At 74.8% G+C, this 14,569-nt stretch carries 12 protein-coding genes and 1 pseudogene; 8 read left to right on the top strand and 5 right to left on the bottom strand.

Annotation, left to right across the window (positions count from 1 at the left end):
* The first annotated feature begins 35 nt into the window (after positions 1 to 35).
* Complete coding sequence (locus tag KV205_RS18270) at positions 36 to 1,274, top strand: methyltransferase (RefSeq protein WP_265865464.1); 1,239 nt, start codon at positions 36 to 38, stop codon at positions 1,272 to 1,274.
* On the opposite strand, the gene KV205_RS18265 is transcribed toward KV205_RS18270, so the two are convergent.
* Positions 1,247 to 2,848: an ABC-F family ATP-binding cassette domain-containing protein gene (locus KV205_RS18265; RefSeq protein ID WP_265865463.1), complete on the bottom strand. Its 1,602-nt coding sequence runs from the start codon at positions 2,846 to 2,848 to the stop codon at positions 1,247 to 1,249. The two genes, KV205_RS18270 and KV205_RS18265, sit on opposite strands and share 28 nt — an antisense overlap.
* 488 nt (positions 2,849 to 3,336) lie before the next feature.
* Positions 3,337 to 3,924, bottom strand: coding sequence for a hypothetical protein (locus KV205_RS18260; RefSeq protein WP_265865462.1), 588 nt, complete (start codon positions 3,922 to 3,924; stop codon positions 3,337 to 3,339).
* A gap of 108 nt (positions 3,925 to 4,032) precedes the next feature.
* On the opposite strand from KV205_RS18260, the gene KV205_RS18255 reads away from it, so the two are divergent.
* The 7 genes from KV205_RS18255 (at position 4,033) to KV205_RS18220 (ending at position 11,747) form a co-directional block, all read left to right on the top strand.
* The gene (locus KV205_RS18255) at positions 4,033 to 4,983 is read left to right on the top strand and encodes an aminoglycoside phosphotransferase family protein (protein WP_265865461.1); all 951 of its coding nucleotides are present in this window, start codon (positions 4,033 to 4,035) and stop codon (positions 4,981 to 4,983) included.
* A 1,050-nt stretch (positions 4,984 to 6,033) separates the two neighbouring features.
* Entirely contained in the window at positions 6,034 to 6,822 is a 789-nt protein-coding gene (locus KV205_RS18245; protein ID WP_265865460.1) for a VOC family protein, read from the top strand.
* A gap of 79 nt (positions 6,823 to 6,901) precedes the next feature.
* On the top strand, positions 6,902 to 7,930 hold the full coding sequence (gene argC, locus KV205_RS18240) for an N-acetyl-gamma-glutamyl-phosphate reductase (RefSeq protein WP_265865459.1): 1,029 nt from the start codon (positions 6,902 to 6,904) through the stop codon (positions 7,928 to 7,930).
* On the top strand, positions 7,927 to 9,093 hold the full coding sequence (gene argJ / locus KV205_RS18235) for a bifunctional glutamate N-acetyltransferase/amino-acid acetyltransferase ArgJ (protein ID WP_265865458.1): 1,167 nt from the start codon (positions 7,927 to 7,929) through the stop codon (positions 9,091 to 9,093). Before argC ends, argJ begins: the two co-directional genes overlap by 4 nt.
* The gene (gene argB / locus KV205_RS18230; RefSeq protein WP_265865457.1) at positions 9,090 to 10,007 is read left to right on the top strand and encodes an acetylglutamate kinase; all 918 of its coding nucleotides are present in this window, start codon (positions 9,090 to 9,092) and stop codon (positions 10,005 to 10,007) included. The genes argJ and argB overlap by 4 nt, the downstream gene beginning before the upstream one ends.
* Positions 10,004 to 11,203 carry an acetylornithine transaminase gene (locus tag KV205_RS18225; protein WP_265865456.1) on the top strand — a complete coding sequence of 400 codons (1,200 nt, stop codon included), beginning with the start codon at positions 10,004 to 10,006 and terminating at the stop codon, positions 11,201 to 11,203. The genes argB and KV205_RS18225 overlap by 4 nt, the downstream gene beginning before the upstream one ends.
* 7 nt (positions 11,204 to 11,210) lie before the next feature.
* Positions 11,211 to 11,747 carry an arginine repressor gene (locus KV205_RS18220; protein WP_265865455.1) on the top strand — a complete coding sequence of 179 codons (537 nt, stop codon included), beginning with the start codon at positions 11,211 to 11,213 and terminating at the stop codon, positions 11,745 to 11,747.
* A gap of 9 nt (positions 11,748 to 11,756) precedes the next feature.
* Here KV205_RS18220 and KV205_RS18215 read toward each other — a convergent pair.
* From KV205_RS18215 to KV205_RS18205, 3 genes and pseudogenes are all read right to left on the bottom strand, one after another.
* Positions 11,757 to 12,421 (bottom strand): annotated as a pseudogene (locus KV205_RS18215) (L,D-transpeptidase).
* A 37-nt stretch (positions 12,422 to 12,458) separates the two neighbouring features.
* Positions 12,459 to 13,055 (bottom strand): pyridoxamine 5'-phosphate oxidase family protein, encoded by a 597-nt coding sequence (locus tag KV205_RS18210; protein WP_265865454.1) that lies wholly within the window; start codon positions 13,053 to 13,055, stop codon positions 12,459 to 12,461.
* A 69-nt stretch (positions 13,056 to 13,124) separates the two neighbouring features.
* Positions 13,125 to 14,489 (bottom strand): hypothetical protein, encoded by a 1,365-nt coding sequence (locus KV205_RS18205; RefSeq protein ID WP_265865453.1) that lies wholly within the window; start codon positions 14,487 to 14,489, stop codon positions 13,125 to 13,127.
* Between the last annotated feature and the right edge of the window lie 80 nt (positions 14,490 to 14,569).

Raw genomic sequence — 14,569 nt, 5'->3', positions numbered from 1 at the left:
GAGAGCGGGCGCGACCGGCTAGCCTGGTGGGCACGATGAACCGTCTGACCACGTCCTGGGGCACCTTCCCGCTCACCCGTTTCCCCGCCGACCCGCGCGACCCGCTGCGCGCCTGGGACGCCGCCGACGAGTACCTGCTCGGGCACCTCGCCGAGACGGGCACCGACCTGTCCGGGACCGTCGCCGTCGTCGGCGACCGGTGGGGCGCCCTGGTGACCGCGCTCGCCGCCGCCCGTACCGGCACCGGCGCACTGGTGCAGATCTCCGACTCGTACCTGGGGCGCACCGCCACCGCCGAGAACCTGGCCCGCTCCGGGGCCGCCCCCGACGCGGTCACCCTGCTCACCACCCAGGACCCGCCGCCCGAGCGGATCGACGTGCTGCTCGTCCGCGTCCCGAAGAGCCTCGCGCTGCTTGAGGACCAGCTGCACCGGCTCGCGCCCGCGGTGCACGAGCACACGGTGATCGTCGGCACCGGCATGGTGAAGGAGATCCACACCTCGACGCTCGCGCTGTTCGAGCGGATCCTGGGCACCACCCGGACCTCGCTGGCCGTGAAGAAGGCCCGGCTCATCCACACGACGCCGGACGCGCACGCGGCGGGCGCGGGCGCTACGGGCGCGGGCCCGGCGGGCGCGGATCTCGTACGGGACGCGAACCCCTGGCCGTACCGCTACGCGCTGCCCGCCGACGCCCCCGCCGGGCTCGCGGGCCGCACCGTCGTCAACCAGGCCGGCGTCTTCTGCGCCGACCGCCTCGACATCGGCACCCGCTTCCTCCTCCAGCACCTGCCGACCGGCCTCGGCGCCGCCCGCGTGGTCGACCTCGGCTGCGGCAACGGCGTCGTCGGCCTGGCCGTCGCGCTCGCCGAGCCCGAGGCCGAACTCCTCTTCACCGACGAGTCGTACCAGGCCGTGGCCTCCGCCGAGGAGAACTTCCGCACCCACGCGGGCGAGGACCGCAAGGCGGAGTTCACCGTGGGCGACGGGCTCGCCGAGGCCGCCGCCGGTTCGGTGGACCTGGTGCTCAACAACCCGCCGTTCCACAGCCACCAGGCCACCACCGACCGCACCGCCCGCCGGATGTTCACCGACGCCCGCCGGGCGCTGCGGCCCGGCGGGGAGCTGTGGGTGGTCGGCAACCGGCACCTCGGCTACCACGTCACCCTGCGCCGGATCTTCGGCAACAGCGAACTGGTCGCGAGCGACCCGAAGTTCGTGGTGCTGAGGGCCGTGAAGCGGGCGGCTCAGGCGAGGGACACCAGCTCCCGGTAGCCCTCGTTCCACAGGTCCTCCTCCGCGTCGGGCAGGAGCAGCACCCGCTCCGGGCGCAGCGCGTCGATCGCGCCCTCGTCGTGGGTCACCATGACGATCGCGCCCGGGTACGTGCCGACGGCGGCGAGCACCTCGTCCCGGGAGGCCGGGTCGAGGTTGTTCGTCGGCTCGTCGAGCAGCAGCACGTTCGCACCCGAGTGGACCAGACCCGCGAGCGCGAGCCGGGTCTTCTCGCCGCCCGAGAGGACCCCGGCCGGCTTGTCGGCGTCGTCGCCGCGGAACAGGAACGCGCCGAGCACCCGCCGCACCTCCCCGTCGGTGAGGTGCGGCGCGGCCGCGGCCAGGTTCTCCCGGACCGTGCGGTCCGGGTCGAGGGTCTCGTGCTCCTGCGCGAAGTAGCCGATCCGCAGCCCGTGGCCGTGCACGACACGGCCCGCGTCCGGTGTCTCCCGCCCGGCGAGCAGCCGCAGCAGCGTCGTCTTGCCGGCGCCGTTCAGCCCGAGCACGACCATGCGGCTGCCCCGGTCCACGGCGAGGTCCACCCCGTCGAGCACCCGGCGCCCGCCCCCGTACCCCTTGGCGAGGGAGACCGCGCCGAGCGGTGTACGGCCGCAGGGCGCGGGTTCCGGCAGCCGGATCCGCGCCACCTGCTCGGTGCGCCGCACGGTCTCCAGGCCGTCCAGGATCCGGTCGGCGCGGCGCGCCATGCTGCGGGCGGTGACCGAGGTCGAGGTCCGGGCCTTCATCTTGTCCGCCTGCGCGTGCAGCGCCGCCGCCTTGCGTTCGGCGTTGGCCCGCTCGCGGGTGCGGCGCCGCTCGTCGGCCGCGCGCTGGACCAGATACGCGGCCCAGCCGGTGTTGTGGACGTCGATCGTGGCGCGCTGCGGGTCGAGGTGGAACACCCGGTTCACGGTGGCCTCGATCAGGTCGAGGTCGTGGCTGATGACCACCAGACCGCCCTGGTGGGCGGCGAGATGGCCGCGCAGCCAGCCGACCGAGTCCGCGTCGAGGTGATTGGTCGGCTCGTCGAGCAGCAGAGTGCCCTCGCGGCCGTGCCCGGCGAACAGGATCCGCGCCAGCTCGACCCGCCGCCTCTGCCCACCGGACAGCGTGCCGACCGGCCGCGCCAACGCCTCACCGGGCAGCCCCAGCCCGGCCGCGACCCGCGCCGCCTCGGCCTCCGCCGCGTACCCGCCGCACGCCTCGAACGCGGCCTCGGCGCGCACATACGCGTCCATGGGCCGCTCGTCGGCCCGCTCGGCGAGCCCATCGGCGGCCTCACGCAGCCGCCGCACGGCCACGTCCATGCCCCGCGCCGACAGGATCCGGTCGGTGACGCTCACGTCGGGGTCGGCGGCGCGGGAATCCTGCGCCAGATGCGCCACCGGGCCGGTACGCACCACGCTGCCGGCGGCCGGCGCGCGCAGCCCGGCCAGGGTGTGGAGAAGGGTCGTCTTGCCGGCGCCGTTGCGGCCGACGAGCCCGACGCGGTCGCCGGGCGCGATGTGGCAGGAGACGCCGGACAGGAGGAGACGGGCGCCGACGCGCACGTCGACACCACGAACGGTGATCATGGGAAATACGCTCCGAACAAGCTCAACTGGCTCAAGGACACACGGGTGACGTGGAAGCGGGTCCTGGAGCTAGGAGATGCGGGGCGTAGACATGTCGATGACGGTACGGGAGGGGGCGGGCGGCCGCACCTGAATATCGCCGCGGGCGCGGCGAAGCGGCGGGCGGACGGTGGGCCGGTGCGGGCGCGGGTGCGGGCCCGGCGGCCGGCGGCCGGCCTGACCGTGCGGCTTGGCGGCCCCGGCCAGGTGGTCCCGGCCGGGTGGTCCCGGCCGGGTGGTCCCGGCCGGGCGCGGGTGAGGCGTTGCGCGGGTCGGTGGCCCCGGCCTTGGCGGTCCGGGGCGTGGCGGTGGGGGCCTGGCGGTGCGGGTCCGGCGCACACGAGCCGTCGCCCGGGTCGGTGGCCCTCGGTCGGAGGCCGGGTCGGAGGCCCCGGCCTGGCGGCCTCCGCCTTGGTGGTGCGGGCCCGGCGACGTGATCGCGCCGCCGCTCAGCGGTCCGGGTAGACCAGGCTGAGGTCCCGGACCCGCTCCTCGCCGAGGGTGATGTCGAGGGCGGCGATCCGTCCCGCGCGCACGGTGAACGCCACCGCTGCCACCGCTCGGCCGCCGGCCATGGCGACCGCGCCGAGCGACCCGCCGACCAGTGCGGGCCGCACCACCTGACCGGTCCGCCGGGCGAACGCGGCGGCGGCTCCCTCGGCGACGGCCGGCGCGCCGTGCACGGTGCCGTGCGCCGAGCGGGCCACCGCCTCCGGGTCGAGCACGGCGGCGAGCGCCCGCGGATCGCGCATTCGCAGCGCGGCCAGGAAGACCTCGACCACGGTCCGTTCCCGCGCCGGATCCCCGTCCCCGGCCCGGCGCGGCCCGCCACCCGCGGCCGTTCGCCGCGCGCAGGTATGCGCCACCAGGGTCGTCAGCCACGCCTCGACCCCGGCCCCGCCCTCCCTGATCCGCCCCCGCGCCTCCGCGAGCGCCGCCTCCACGTCCCCGTACGGCCCGAGCACCCCTCGGGCGACCTCGCGCAACCGCTCCTCGTACGCGTCGAAGCACGCGCTCAGGAAGGTCTCCTCGTCCATCGTCCGTCCTCGCTTCATGTGCAGGGGCACAGGGGTGACGAGGCGGGGCGCCCGGTTGTGACAAGAGGCGGACCTTCCGCGCCCGACGCGCGGCTACGGTGGCTCCTCATGACCCACGCCGAGACCGAGCCCGAGACCGAGCCCGAGATCGAGATCACCGCGGAGCTGATCCGCAACCTGCTGCGCGAGCAGCATCCCGACCTGGCCGACCGTCCGTTACGCCTCGGCGCACGCGGCTGGGACAACCAACTCTGGCGGCTCGGCGACGATCTGGCCGTTCGGCTGCCCTGGGCGACGGAGTCCGCGGACGCGCTGCTGCGCAAGGAACACGCCTGGCTGCCCGGACTCGCCCCCGGGCTCCCGCTGCCGGTGCCCGTGCCGCAGCGGATCGGGGAGCCCTCCGGGCGGTTCCCGCGGCCGTGGATCGTGACCACCTGGGTGCCGGGGGAGCCGGCCGACCGTGTCCCCGTCGCGGTCACGCGCGGGGCGGAGTCGGCCGAGGCCCTGGCGGCGTTCCTGACGGCGCTTCACCGGCCCGCTCCCGCCGGGGCGCCGGCCGGGCGGGGCCGCGGCGGCCCGCTGGACGGGATCGCCGAGCAGGTCGCCGAAGGTCTCGGCGCCGCTACCGAGCGGGGGCTGATTCCCGACCCGGACGCCGTCCGCGCGGTCTGGGAGGACGCACTGGCCGCCCCCGCGTGGGACGGTCCGCCGATGTGGATCCACGGCGACCTGCACCCGGCCAACGTCCTCACCGCCGACGGCACCCTCTGCGGCGTCATCGACTTCGGCGACCTCTGCGCGGGCGATCCGGCCTGCGACCTCGCCGCCGCGTGGAACCTGCTGCCGGACGGCGCCGCCGACCGCTGCCACGCCGCCTACCGCCCGGCCCCGGACACCGCCACCCTGCGCCGCGCCCGTGGCTGGGCGGTGCACCGCGCCCTCGGCGGCGTCTTCATCGGCGAGGCCGGCGACCTGGGCCGCCCCGGCGGCAAACCCACCTGGGGCCCGCCCGCCCGAGCCGCCCTGCGCCGCCTCGCGGCCGCGCCGCAGCCGGACTGAGCCGCCGGGCCCGCCCCGGTCGGCGACTCCCCCGGAGTTCGCCAGGGCAGGGGTGCCACCGGCGAAGCCGCCCGTACCGTACGGGCCCGGCCCGGCCTGCTGGCGCAGCTCGGCGTACGCTGCGCCGTCCAGCCGAGCTCCCGGCGCAGGCGGGACAAGTCCGCCGTCACATGGCGTACGTCCCCGAGCCGGTACTCGCCGGCGGTGACCGACAGTGGTCCGCCGTACGCACGGGCGAGGGCCCAGGACATGCCCCGACGGCCCGGGGAGGCCCCGCCCCCACGGCTCTGGCGGCGGTGGGGAGCCTCGATGCCTCGGCCTTGCCGGGCCTGGGAAGCCCCGACGTCCTCGGTCCTGGCGGGCCCGGGGAGGCCCCACCGCCCCCGGCCTTGTCGGGCCTGGGAGGCCCCGATGCCCTCGGCCCCGCCGGGGCCGGGGAGGCCGGAACGCCCTCGGCCCTGCCGGTCCTGGCGGGCCTCGCCCTCCTCAGCTCTGGCGGCAGTGGGAGCCCGGACGCCCTCGGCCCTGCCGGTCCTGGGGAAGCCTCGCCCGTCTCGGCTCTGGTGGTCCTGGGAGGCCCGATGTCCTCGGTCCTGGCGGTCCTGGCGGGCCTCGCCCTCTCGGCTCTGGTGGCAGTGGGGAGCCCCGATACCTTCGGCCCCGCCGGTCCTGGAAAGTCCCACCGCCCTCAGCTCTGGCGGCAGGGGAGGCCCCGATGCCCTCGGCCCCGCCGGGCCCGGGGAGGCCCGGACGCCCCAGGCCCTGCCGGTCCTGGTGGGCTCGCCCTCCTCAGCTCTGGCGGCAGTGGGAGCCCGACGCCCTCGGCCCTGCCGCTCCTGGGGAGCCTCGCCCCCTCGGTTCTGGCGGCAGGGGAGGCCCCGATGCCCTCGGCCCCGCCGGGCCCCGCCAGGCCTCGACGTCCTCGGCTCTGCCAGGGCCCGGGAGCGCCCACCGCCTCCGCCTCCGCACGGCCGGAGGCCTCCCCAGCGCCGCCCGCCGCAGGCGTCCGCCTCCGATCCACGACACGCGCACGCGCCTAGGATCGCCGTCATGCCACTGCGCCCCGTCCAGGTGAACATCAAGGCCCTCGACGCCCGGGCCGTCGGCCGGTTCTGGGCGGAGGCGCTCGGCTGGGTCGCGTACGACGCGCACAACACGTACGACGCGCACAACACGTACGGCACGTACGACACGGGGACGGCGACCTGCATCGGGCCGGCCGGCTCCGGCCTCGGGATCGGCGTCGTCCCCGTCCCGGACGGCAAGACGGCCGTCAAGAACCGCACGCACCTCGACCTCGCCACCGCCTCCCCGGCCCATCAGGCCGAGCTGGTCACCCGTCTGAGGGATCTCGGCGCCACGCCCGTCGACCTGGGGCAGGGCGAGGTGCCCTGGGTGGTGCTCGCCGATCCCGAGGGGAACGAGTTCTGCGTTCTGGAGCCCCGCGAGGTGTACCGGGACACGGGGCCGATCGCCGCCGTCGTGGTCGACTGCGCGGATCCGCGGGCCATGGCCCGGTTCTGGGGCGCGGCGATCGACTGGACGCCGCACGAGGTGAGCGGCGACCTCGCGCGGTTCCGCTCCCCGGCCGGCACCGGCCCGTACCTGGAGTTCCTGCGTGTGCCGGGCGCGCACGCCGTGCCGCCCGTGCCCGACCGCGTGCGCCTCGACCTCCTGCCGTACCCCGGCGACGACAGCGCGGCGGAGACGGCCCGTCTCCGGACCCTCGGCGCCACCGACCTCGCCACCGACCTCGCCACCGACCTCGCCACCGACCTCGGCCGGACGCACCTCGCCGACCCGGAGGGCCACGAGCTCCGCGTCCTCGCCCCGCGCTGACGCGGCCGCCCCTCCCACCACCTCGTTGCATAAAACTGCGGACCCACGTATAGTCATGCCATCCATGAGGAGGGTTTCGATGACGGTACGAGCAGCAGTCGCGGGCGCGAGCGGATACGCGGGCGGAGAGCTCCTGCGCCTTCTCCTCGCCCACCCCGAGGTCGAGATCGGCACCCTGACCGGGCACTCCAACGCCGGGCAGCGACTCGGCGGGCTCCAGCCGCATCTGCTGCCGCTCGCCGACCGGGTGCTCACCGAGACCACCCCGGAGGCCCTCGCCGGCCACGACGTCGTGTTCCTCGCCCTGCCGCACGGGCAGTCCGCCGCCGTCGCCGAGCAGCTCGGGCCCGACACCCTCGTGGTCGACATGGGCGCCGACTTCCGGCTGAAGGACCCGGCCGACTGGGAGGCCTTCTACGGCTCCCCGCACGCCGGCACCTGGCCGTACGGCCTGCCCGAACTGCCGGGCGCCCGCGCCGCGCTGGAGGGGTCCAAGCGCATTGCGGTGCCCGGCTGCTACCCCACCGCCGTCTCCCTCGCCCTCTTCCCGGCGTACGGAGCCGGGCTCGCCGAGACCGAGGCCGTGATCGTCGCCGCCTCCGGCACCTCCGGCGCCGGCAAGGCCGCCAAGCCGCACCTGCTCGGCAGCGAGACCATGGGCAACATGTCCCCGTACGGCGTCGGCGGCGGTCACCGGCACACCCCCGAGATGATCCAGAACCTCAGCGCGGCGGCCGGGGAGCGGGTCACCGTCTCCTTCACGCCCACCCTCGCGCCGATGCCCCGCGGCATCCTCGCCACCTGCTCGGCCACCGCCAAGCCGGGGGTCACCGCCGAGGCCGTGCGCGCCGCGTACGAGAAGGCCTACGCGGACGAGCCCTTCGTCCACCTCCTCCCCGAGGGGCAGTGGCCCGCCACGGCCTCCGTCTACGGTTCCAACGCCGTTCACGTGCAGGTCGCGCACGACCCGGCCGCGAACCGGATCATCGCGATCAGCGCCATCGACAACCTCGCCAAGGGCACCGCCGGCGGAGCGGTGCAGAGCATGAACATCGCCCTCGGGCTTCCCGAGACGACCGGACTCTCCACGATTGGAGTCGCTCCATGAGCGTCACCGCAGCGAAGGGATTCACGGCCGCGGGCATCGCGGCCGGGATCAAGCAGAACGGCAACCCGGACCTGGCCCTCGTGGTCAACACCGGGCCGCGCCGCGCCGCCGCGGGAGTCTTCACCTCCAACCGCGTCAAGGCCGCCCCGGTCCTGTGGTCGCAGCAGGTCCTCGCCGACGGCGAGCTGACCGCCGTCGTCCTCAACTCCGGCGGCGCCAACGCCTGCACCGGCCCGCAGGGCTTCCAGGACACCCACGCCACCGCCGAGAAGGTCGCCGAGGTCCTCACCAAGGCCGGCCGGGAGACCGGCGCCGGTGACGTCGCCGTCGCCTCCACCGGGCTCATCGGCGTGCTGCTGCCCATGGACAAGCTGCTGCCCGGCGTCGAGCGGGCCGCGGCCGAACTCTCCGAGCACGGCGGCGAGAAGGCCGCCATCGCCATCAAGACCACCGACACCGTCCACAAGACCGCCGTCGCCACGCGGGACGGCTGGACGGTCGGCGGCATGGCCAAGGGCGCGGGCATGCTCGCCCCCGGCCTCGCCACCATGCTCGTCGTCCTCACGACCGACGCCGACGTCGACGCCGCCGGCCTCGACGCCGCCCTGCGCCACTCCACCCGGCTCACCTTCGACCGGGTCGACTCCGACGGCTGCATGTCCACCAACGACACCGTGCTGCTGCTGGCCTCCGGCGCCGCCGGCGTCACCCCGGCCCAGGACGAGTTCGCCGCGGCCGTCCAGGAGGTCTGCGCCGACCTCGCCCGCCAGCTCATCGGCGACGCCGAGGGCGCCAGCAAGGACATCCGGATCGAGGTGATCAACGCGGCCACCGAGGACGACGCCGTCGAGGTCGGCCGGTCCATCGCCCGTAACAACCTCCTCAAGTGCGCCATCCACGGCGAGGACCCCAACTGGGGCCGGGTGCTCTCCGCCATCGGCACCACCGCCGCCGCCTTCGACCCCGACCAGCTCAACGTCGCCATCAACGGCGTCTGGGTCTGCAAGAACGGCTCCGTCGGCGAGGACCGCGAGCTCGTCGACATGCGCTACCGGGAGGTCGTCATCACCGCCGACCTCGCCGCCGGCGCCGAGACCGCCGTCATCTGGGCCAACGACCTCACCGCCGACTACGTCCACGAGAACAGCGCGTACTCGTCATGAGCAACGGCACGCGGAAGCACACCGCGCTCCCCAAGGCCCAGATCCTCATCGAGGCCCTGCCCTGGCTCACCCGCCACCGCGGCAAGACCGTCGTCATCAAGTTCGGCGGCAACGCCATGATCGACGAGGAGCTGAAGGCCGCCTTCGCCCAGGACGTCGTCTTCCTGCACCACGCCGGCCTCCGGCCGGTCGTCGTGCACGGCGGCGGCCCGCAGATCAGCGCCGCCCTCGACAAGCACGGCATCGTCAGCGAGTTCAAGGCGGGCCTCAGGGTCACCACCGAGGACGCCATGGACGTCGTACGGATGGTGCTCGCCGGCCAGGTCCAGCGGGAGCTCGTCAACCTGCTCAACGAGCACGGTCCGCTCGCCGTCGGAATGACCGGCGAGGACGCCCACACCATCACCGCCACCAAGCACCTGCCGGAGATCGACGGCGAGGCCGTCGACATCGGGCGGGTCGGCGAGATCACCCACATCGACACCGGCGCGATCGAGGCGCTGCTCGCCGACGGGCGCATCCCCGTCGTCTCCTCGATCGCCCGCTCCCAGGACGACGGACATGTCTACAACGTCAATGCTGATACGGCGGCTGCGGCACTCGCTGCGGCGCTGGGCGCCGAGACGCTGATGGTCCTCACCGACGTCGAGGGCCTGTACGAGGACTGGCCGAACAGCGACGAGGTCATCAGCCGGCTCACCGCGAGCCAGCTGGAGAAGCTGCTGCCCGACCTCTCCAGCGGCATGGTCCCCAAGATGGAGGGCTGTCTGCACGCCGTGCGCAACGGCGTCACCACCGCCCGCGTGATCGACGGGCGGGTCCAGCACTCCATCCTGCTGGAGATCTTCACCGACGAGGGCATCGGCACCATGGTCGTGCCCGACGACCAGAGCGTTCAGGGGGAAGAAGCATGAGCGGCAACCAGGACCTGACCCAGCGGTGGCAGGGCTCGCTGATGGACAACTACGGCACCCCCCGGCTGCCGCTGGTCCGCGGCGAGGGCGCCAAGGTCTGGGACGCCGACGGCAAGGAGTACCTCGACTTCGTCGGCGGCATCGCCGTCAACGCCCTCGGCCACGCCCACCCGGCCGTCGTCGAGGCCGTGTCGCGGCAGATCGCGTCCCTCGGCCACGTCTCCAACCTCTTCGTCGCCGAACCCCCGGTCGCCCTCGCCGAGCGGCTCCTCCAGCTCTTCGGCCGGCCCGGCAAGGTCTTCTTCTGCAACTCCGGCGCCGAGGCCAACGAGGCCGTCTTCAAGATCGGCCGGCTCACCGGCCGGTCCCACATGGTCGCCACCACCGGCGGCTTCCACGGCCGCACCATGGGCTCCCTCGCGCTCACCGGCCAGCCCGGCAAGCAGACCCCGTTCCTGCCGCTGCCCGGCGACGTCACCCACGTCCCGTACGGCGACGTCGAGGCCCTGCGCGCCGCGGTCACCGAGGAGACGGCGTTCGTGATCATCGAGCCCATCCAGGGCGAGAACGGCGTCGTCGTGCCGCCCGCCGGCTATCTGACCGCCGCCCGCGAGATCACCCGCGCCACCGGCACCCTGCTCGTCCTCGACGAGGTCCAGACCGGCATCGGCCGGTGCGGCACCTGGTTCGAGCACCAGGCCCACGCCGCCGTCGAGCCCGATGTCGTCACCCTCGCCAAGGGCCTCGGCGGCGGCCTCCCGATCGGCGCCACCGTCGCCTTCGGCAAGGCCGCGGAGCTCTTCGCGCCCGGCCACCACGGCACCACCTTCGGCGGCAACCCCGTCGCCTGCGCCGCCGGACTCGCCGTCCTGGACACCCTCGGCGCCGACGGCGCCCTCGACGAGGTGAAGCGGCTGGGCGAGAAGCTGCGCGACGGAATCGAGGGCCTGGGCCACCCGCTGGTCTCCCATGTCCGTGGCTCCGGCCTCCTGCTGGGTATCGTGCTCACCGAGTCCCTCGCACCCCAGGTGCAGCAGGCGGCTCAGGACGCCGGCCTCCTGGTGAACGCGCCCGCCCCCGATGTCGTACGGCTCATGCCGGCGCTCGTCATCGCAGACGCGGAGGTGGACGCCTTCCTCCGGGCCCTGCCCGGCGTCCTGGACGAGGCGAACGGGCAAGGACGAACCGGAGAATGAGACGACGATGACCGACGCGCAGGAACCCGAGCACGGCGGGCCGTCCGTTCCGCAGACCCGCACCGCACGCCACCGCAGGATCGTCGACATCCTCAACCGGCAGCCGGTGCGCTCGCAGAGCCAGCTCGCCAAGCTCCTCGCCGACGACGGACTGAGCGTCACCCAGGCGACGCTCAGCCGCGACCTCGACGAGCTCGGCGCGGTGAAGATCCGCAACACCGGAGGCGAACTCATCTACGCGGTGCCCAGCGAGGGCGGCTTCCGCACCCCGCAGGCACCGCTCGGCGAGTCCGCCAAGGAGGAGCGCATGCGGCGCCTCTCCGGCGAACTGCTGATCTCCGCCGAGGCCTCGGCCAACCTGGTGGTGCTCCGTACGCCGCCGGGCGCCGCCCAGTTCCTCGCGTCGGCCATCGACCAGGCCGAACTCCACGCGATCCTCGGCACGATCGCGGGCGACGACACCCTGCTGCTCATCTCCCGCGACCCGGCCGGCGGCCAGGCGCTCGCCGACCACCTGCTGCGCCTCGCGCAGAAGGAACGCTGAACCGGATCCCTAATAGCGCGTGATCGCCGTCGGCCCGCCCCGCGTGCCGACGGCGATGTGCGGCCGGCGGTCCGGATCCGCCCAGGCCAGGATCCGGCGCATCGCGTCCGCCGGCACCGACACACAACCGGCCGTCGCCCCACGCCCGTTGACGTGCAGAAAGATCCCGGCCCCGCGCCCGCGCACCGGGCGCGCGTAGTTGAAGCCGATGACGAGCGCGTGCGCGTACTGCGTGCCGTAGTCCGCCAGATGCTCCGACTCGGCGGCCCGGCAGTCCTCCGGCAGCCCCTCCACCCAGCGGTTGTACGCGGCCGACTCGTTGTCCTGACACCACCAGGACCGGTCGGTCACCCGCGCGTAGCCGTACGCCGTCCCGGCCGGAGGCGGCTCGGTCCCGAAGGCGAACGGCAGCCCGTACAGCCCGGTCGGCGTGGTGCTGGTGCCCTGCCGCCGCTCCGCCCCCTCGGCCAGCCCGTTGGCCCCGCCCGCACCCACCGGCCCCCGCGCCGGTCCCACCAGGTGACGGTCCCGGTGGTGGCCGACGGGTCGGCAGCCTCCGCCGTGATCAGCTGCGAGCCGCCACCGGTGTCCGCCATCAGCTCCGGCAGGGGCACCGGCGGCCCGGGCGAGGCGAGCGCCGTGACCAGGGCCCCGAGTACGAGAAGGATGCGCATGGCGCGAGGCTAGAGCGCGCCCGGGCCCGCCGCCCGGCTACTCACCCGTGCGGGGGAGCGGCGGCAGCGGCAGAGGCAGCCCCGGCAGCCCGTCGATGCTCGTCGCGATGTGCTCCTTCTTGGCGAAGTACGCGTCCAGGGAGGCGTCGTCCTCCCGGGCGAAGCGCCTCTGGTGCAGATCGCGGTCCTCGTCGTACGACATGAACGGCACGCCGTACCCACAGGTGTCCCGCACCAGCTCGGCCCGCACCACGATGACCGCCCGCAGCCCGTGCGGCTCCGGGTCGATCCCCGGGAAGTGCCCGAGCAGCTCCCCCCAGCGCGGATCGTCCCGGAACACCGGCTCGCCGCGCCCGTGGACCCGCACGATGTTCGGCGGCCCCTGAAAGGCGCACCACATCAGCGTGATCCGCCCGTTCTCCCGCAGATGCGCCACCGTCTCGGCGTTGGACCCGGCGAAGTCCAGGTAGGCGACGGTGTGTTCGTCGAGGACGGCGAAGGAGCCGCTCAGGCCCTTCGGCGAGAGGTTGACCGTGCCGTCCCCCGAGAGCGGCGCGGTCGCGGTGAAGAAGACGGGCTGGGCCTCGATGAAGGCGCGGAGCCGCCCGTCGATGCGTTCATATGTTTTCCCCATGGCGCTCATTCTGGGTGCGGGGCGCCACGCTCGAACGGGCATTTCGCCATGCGGTCGCCCCCCCCGCCCTCAGGCGCGCCACCGGGGCAGGGTGCCCGGCGGTCGCGGTACGGGCTCCTCCCTGCCGAGCACGCGGCGGACGTGCAGCCGCAGCACCGGGTCGGGATCCGCGACGAGCCGCTCGGCCGCCTCCCGGTACACGGCGGAGGCGTGCTCCCGCAGCAGGAGCAGGGCCCGGACACGGACGTGCACCGGCCGGCCCGGCCCGGTGCGGCGCAGGAACTCCTCCTCCCGCACCCGGTCCGCCCAGGGCAGCAGGGTCCGGGCCGTCTCCCGTACGACACCGGGCGCCGGGTCGTCGAGCAGCGGCAGCAGCCGGGCGAAGTCCGCGACCTCGAACATCCGCAGACCCGCGACGGCGGAGGACCGCACCAGCGGGTCCGGGTGCCCGGTCAGGTCCCACAGCGTCCCCATGTCCGCCTTCCGGTCGCCGCACTCGGCGAGTCCGAGCGGCGCCCACCCGGGCACGGTCGCCAGATCCGCGCAGGCGGCCCGGTAGAGCGCGAGCGGGTCGTGGCCGTCCTGCCGGAGCACCCAGCGGGCGCAGGCCCGGACAAGCCCCGACCGGTCGAAGAGGTACGGCCGCGCCTCCGCGGCCCGCCCGGCCTTCCGCAGGGCGGTGACCCCGGCCGAGCGGACCGCGCCGGACCGTGAGCCGAGCAGCAGCGGCAGGGTCTCGTCGGGGACGCCGGCCGCGAGTGCGGCGTTCGCGGCCCGGTCCCGAAGGGCGACATCCTCGTCGTACGCGGCGATGCGGGCCAGGTCGGCGGGGGAGAGCAGCCCGCGCTCGACGGTGAGGCCGAAGGCGATCCGCCGGGTGGGCCGGTCCCGGTTGAGGAACAGGGCGGTGAGGCTCGCGTCCGGTGCGGCGCGCAGCAACTCCTGGAGCAGGTCGGCCGCCCGGCCGCCGCGCACCCGGTCGCGGAGCCGGAGGATCACCGGGGCGGTGACGGCGAGCGTCCGTGCGTCGGCCCCGGGCAGGGCTTCGGCGAGGACCGCGCTCGCCCTGTCCCGTACCGCCGGAACCCAGTCGGTGGTGCGGACGGCGACGAGCGGAAGGACGGCCGGACGACGGGCGGCGTGCGGGAGGGCCGCCTCGCGGATGCGGCCGTCGCCGTCGCACAGGGCGAGGACGAGCTCCGCCTCGGTCGGCGCCGGGTCGCCGAGGAGGTCCCGCAGGACCGTGGGGCGCACGCTCTTGGCCAGCCACGTGTGGGTCGGGCGCTCCGGGCTCCTCCACCCGTACACGGACCGGATCCGCTCGTCGAGGGCGAGCCACACCCCCGGCCGTCCCACGTCGAAGGCCTCGTCGAGCGCGCGCCCCCGCGCGAGCCCCCGTATCGCCGCGTCCAGCGGCGTCTCCTCGCTCGTCATGCCCGGAGCCTAGAGCGCATGCACCCGCTCCGGCCTGGGATTTTCCGCCGAGACGGAGACGCGTTGACAAAACATACGGA

Origin of the sequence: Streptomyces sp. SKN60 (genome assembly GCF_026236535.1) — a bacterium.
In the GTDB taxonomy this organism is placed as follows: domain Bacteria; phylum Actinomycetota; class Actinomycetes; order Streptomycetales; family Streptomycetaceae; genus Streptomyces.
The sequence above is the reverse complement of the archived record's forward strand: the minus strand, read 5'-3'. Positions and strand labels throughout refer to the sequence as shown.

Excerpts from the sequence above, each read along its gene's own strand:
- KV205_RS18270 (WP_265865464.1), top strand. The coding sequence starts at position 36 with ATGAACCGTCTGACCACGTCCTGGGGCACCTTCCCGCTCACCCGTTTC.
- KV205_RS18265 (WP_265865463.1), bottom strand. The coding sequence starts at position 2,848 with ATGATCACCGTTCGTGGTGTCGACGTGCGCGTCGGCGCCCGTCTCCTC.
- KV205_RS18260 (WP_265865462.1), bottom strand. The coding sequence starts at position 3,924 with ATGGACGAGGAGACCTTCCTGAGCGCGTGCTTCGACGCGTACGAGGAG.
- KV205_RS18255 (WP_265865461.1), top strand. The coding sequence starts at position 4,033 with ATGACCCACGCCGAGACCGAGCCCGAGACCGAGCCCGAGATCGAGATC.
- KV205_RS18245 (WP_265865460.1), top strand. The coding sequence starts at position 6,034 with ATGCCACTGCGCCCCGTCCAGGTGAACATCAAGGCCCTCGACGCCCGG.
- argC (WP_265865459.1), top strand. The coding sequence starts at position 6,902 with ATGACGGTACGAGCAGCAGTCGCGGGCGCGAGCGGATACGCGGGCGGA.
- argJ (WP_265865458.1), top strand. The coding sequence starts at position 7,927 with ATGAGCGTCACCGCAGCGAAGGGATTCACGGCCGCGGGCATCGCGGCC.
- argB (WP_265865457.1), top strand. The coding sequence starts at position 9,090 with ATGAGCAACGGCACGCGGAAGCACACCGCGCTCCCCAAGGCCCAGATC.
- KV205_RS18225 (WP_265865456.1), top strand. The coding sequence starts at position 10,004 with ATGAGCGGCAACCAGGACCTGACCCAGCGGTGGCAGGGCTCGCTGATG.
- KV205_RS18220 (WP_265865455.1), top strand. The coding sequence starts at position 11,211 with ATGACCGACGCGCAGGAACCCGAGCACGGCGGGCCGTCCGTTCCGCAG.
- KV205_RS18210 (WP_265865454.1), bottom strand. The coding sequence starts at position 13,055 with ATGGGGAAAACATATGAACGCATCGACGGGCGGCTCCGCGCCTTCATC.
- KV205_RS18205 (WP_265865453.1), bottom strand. The coding sequence starts at position 14,489 with ATGACGAGCGAGGAGACGCCGCTGGACGCGGCGATACGGGGGCTCGCG.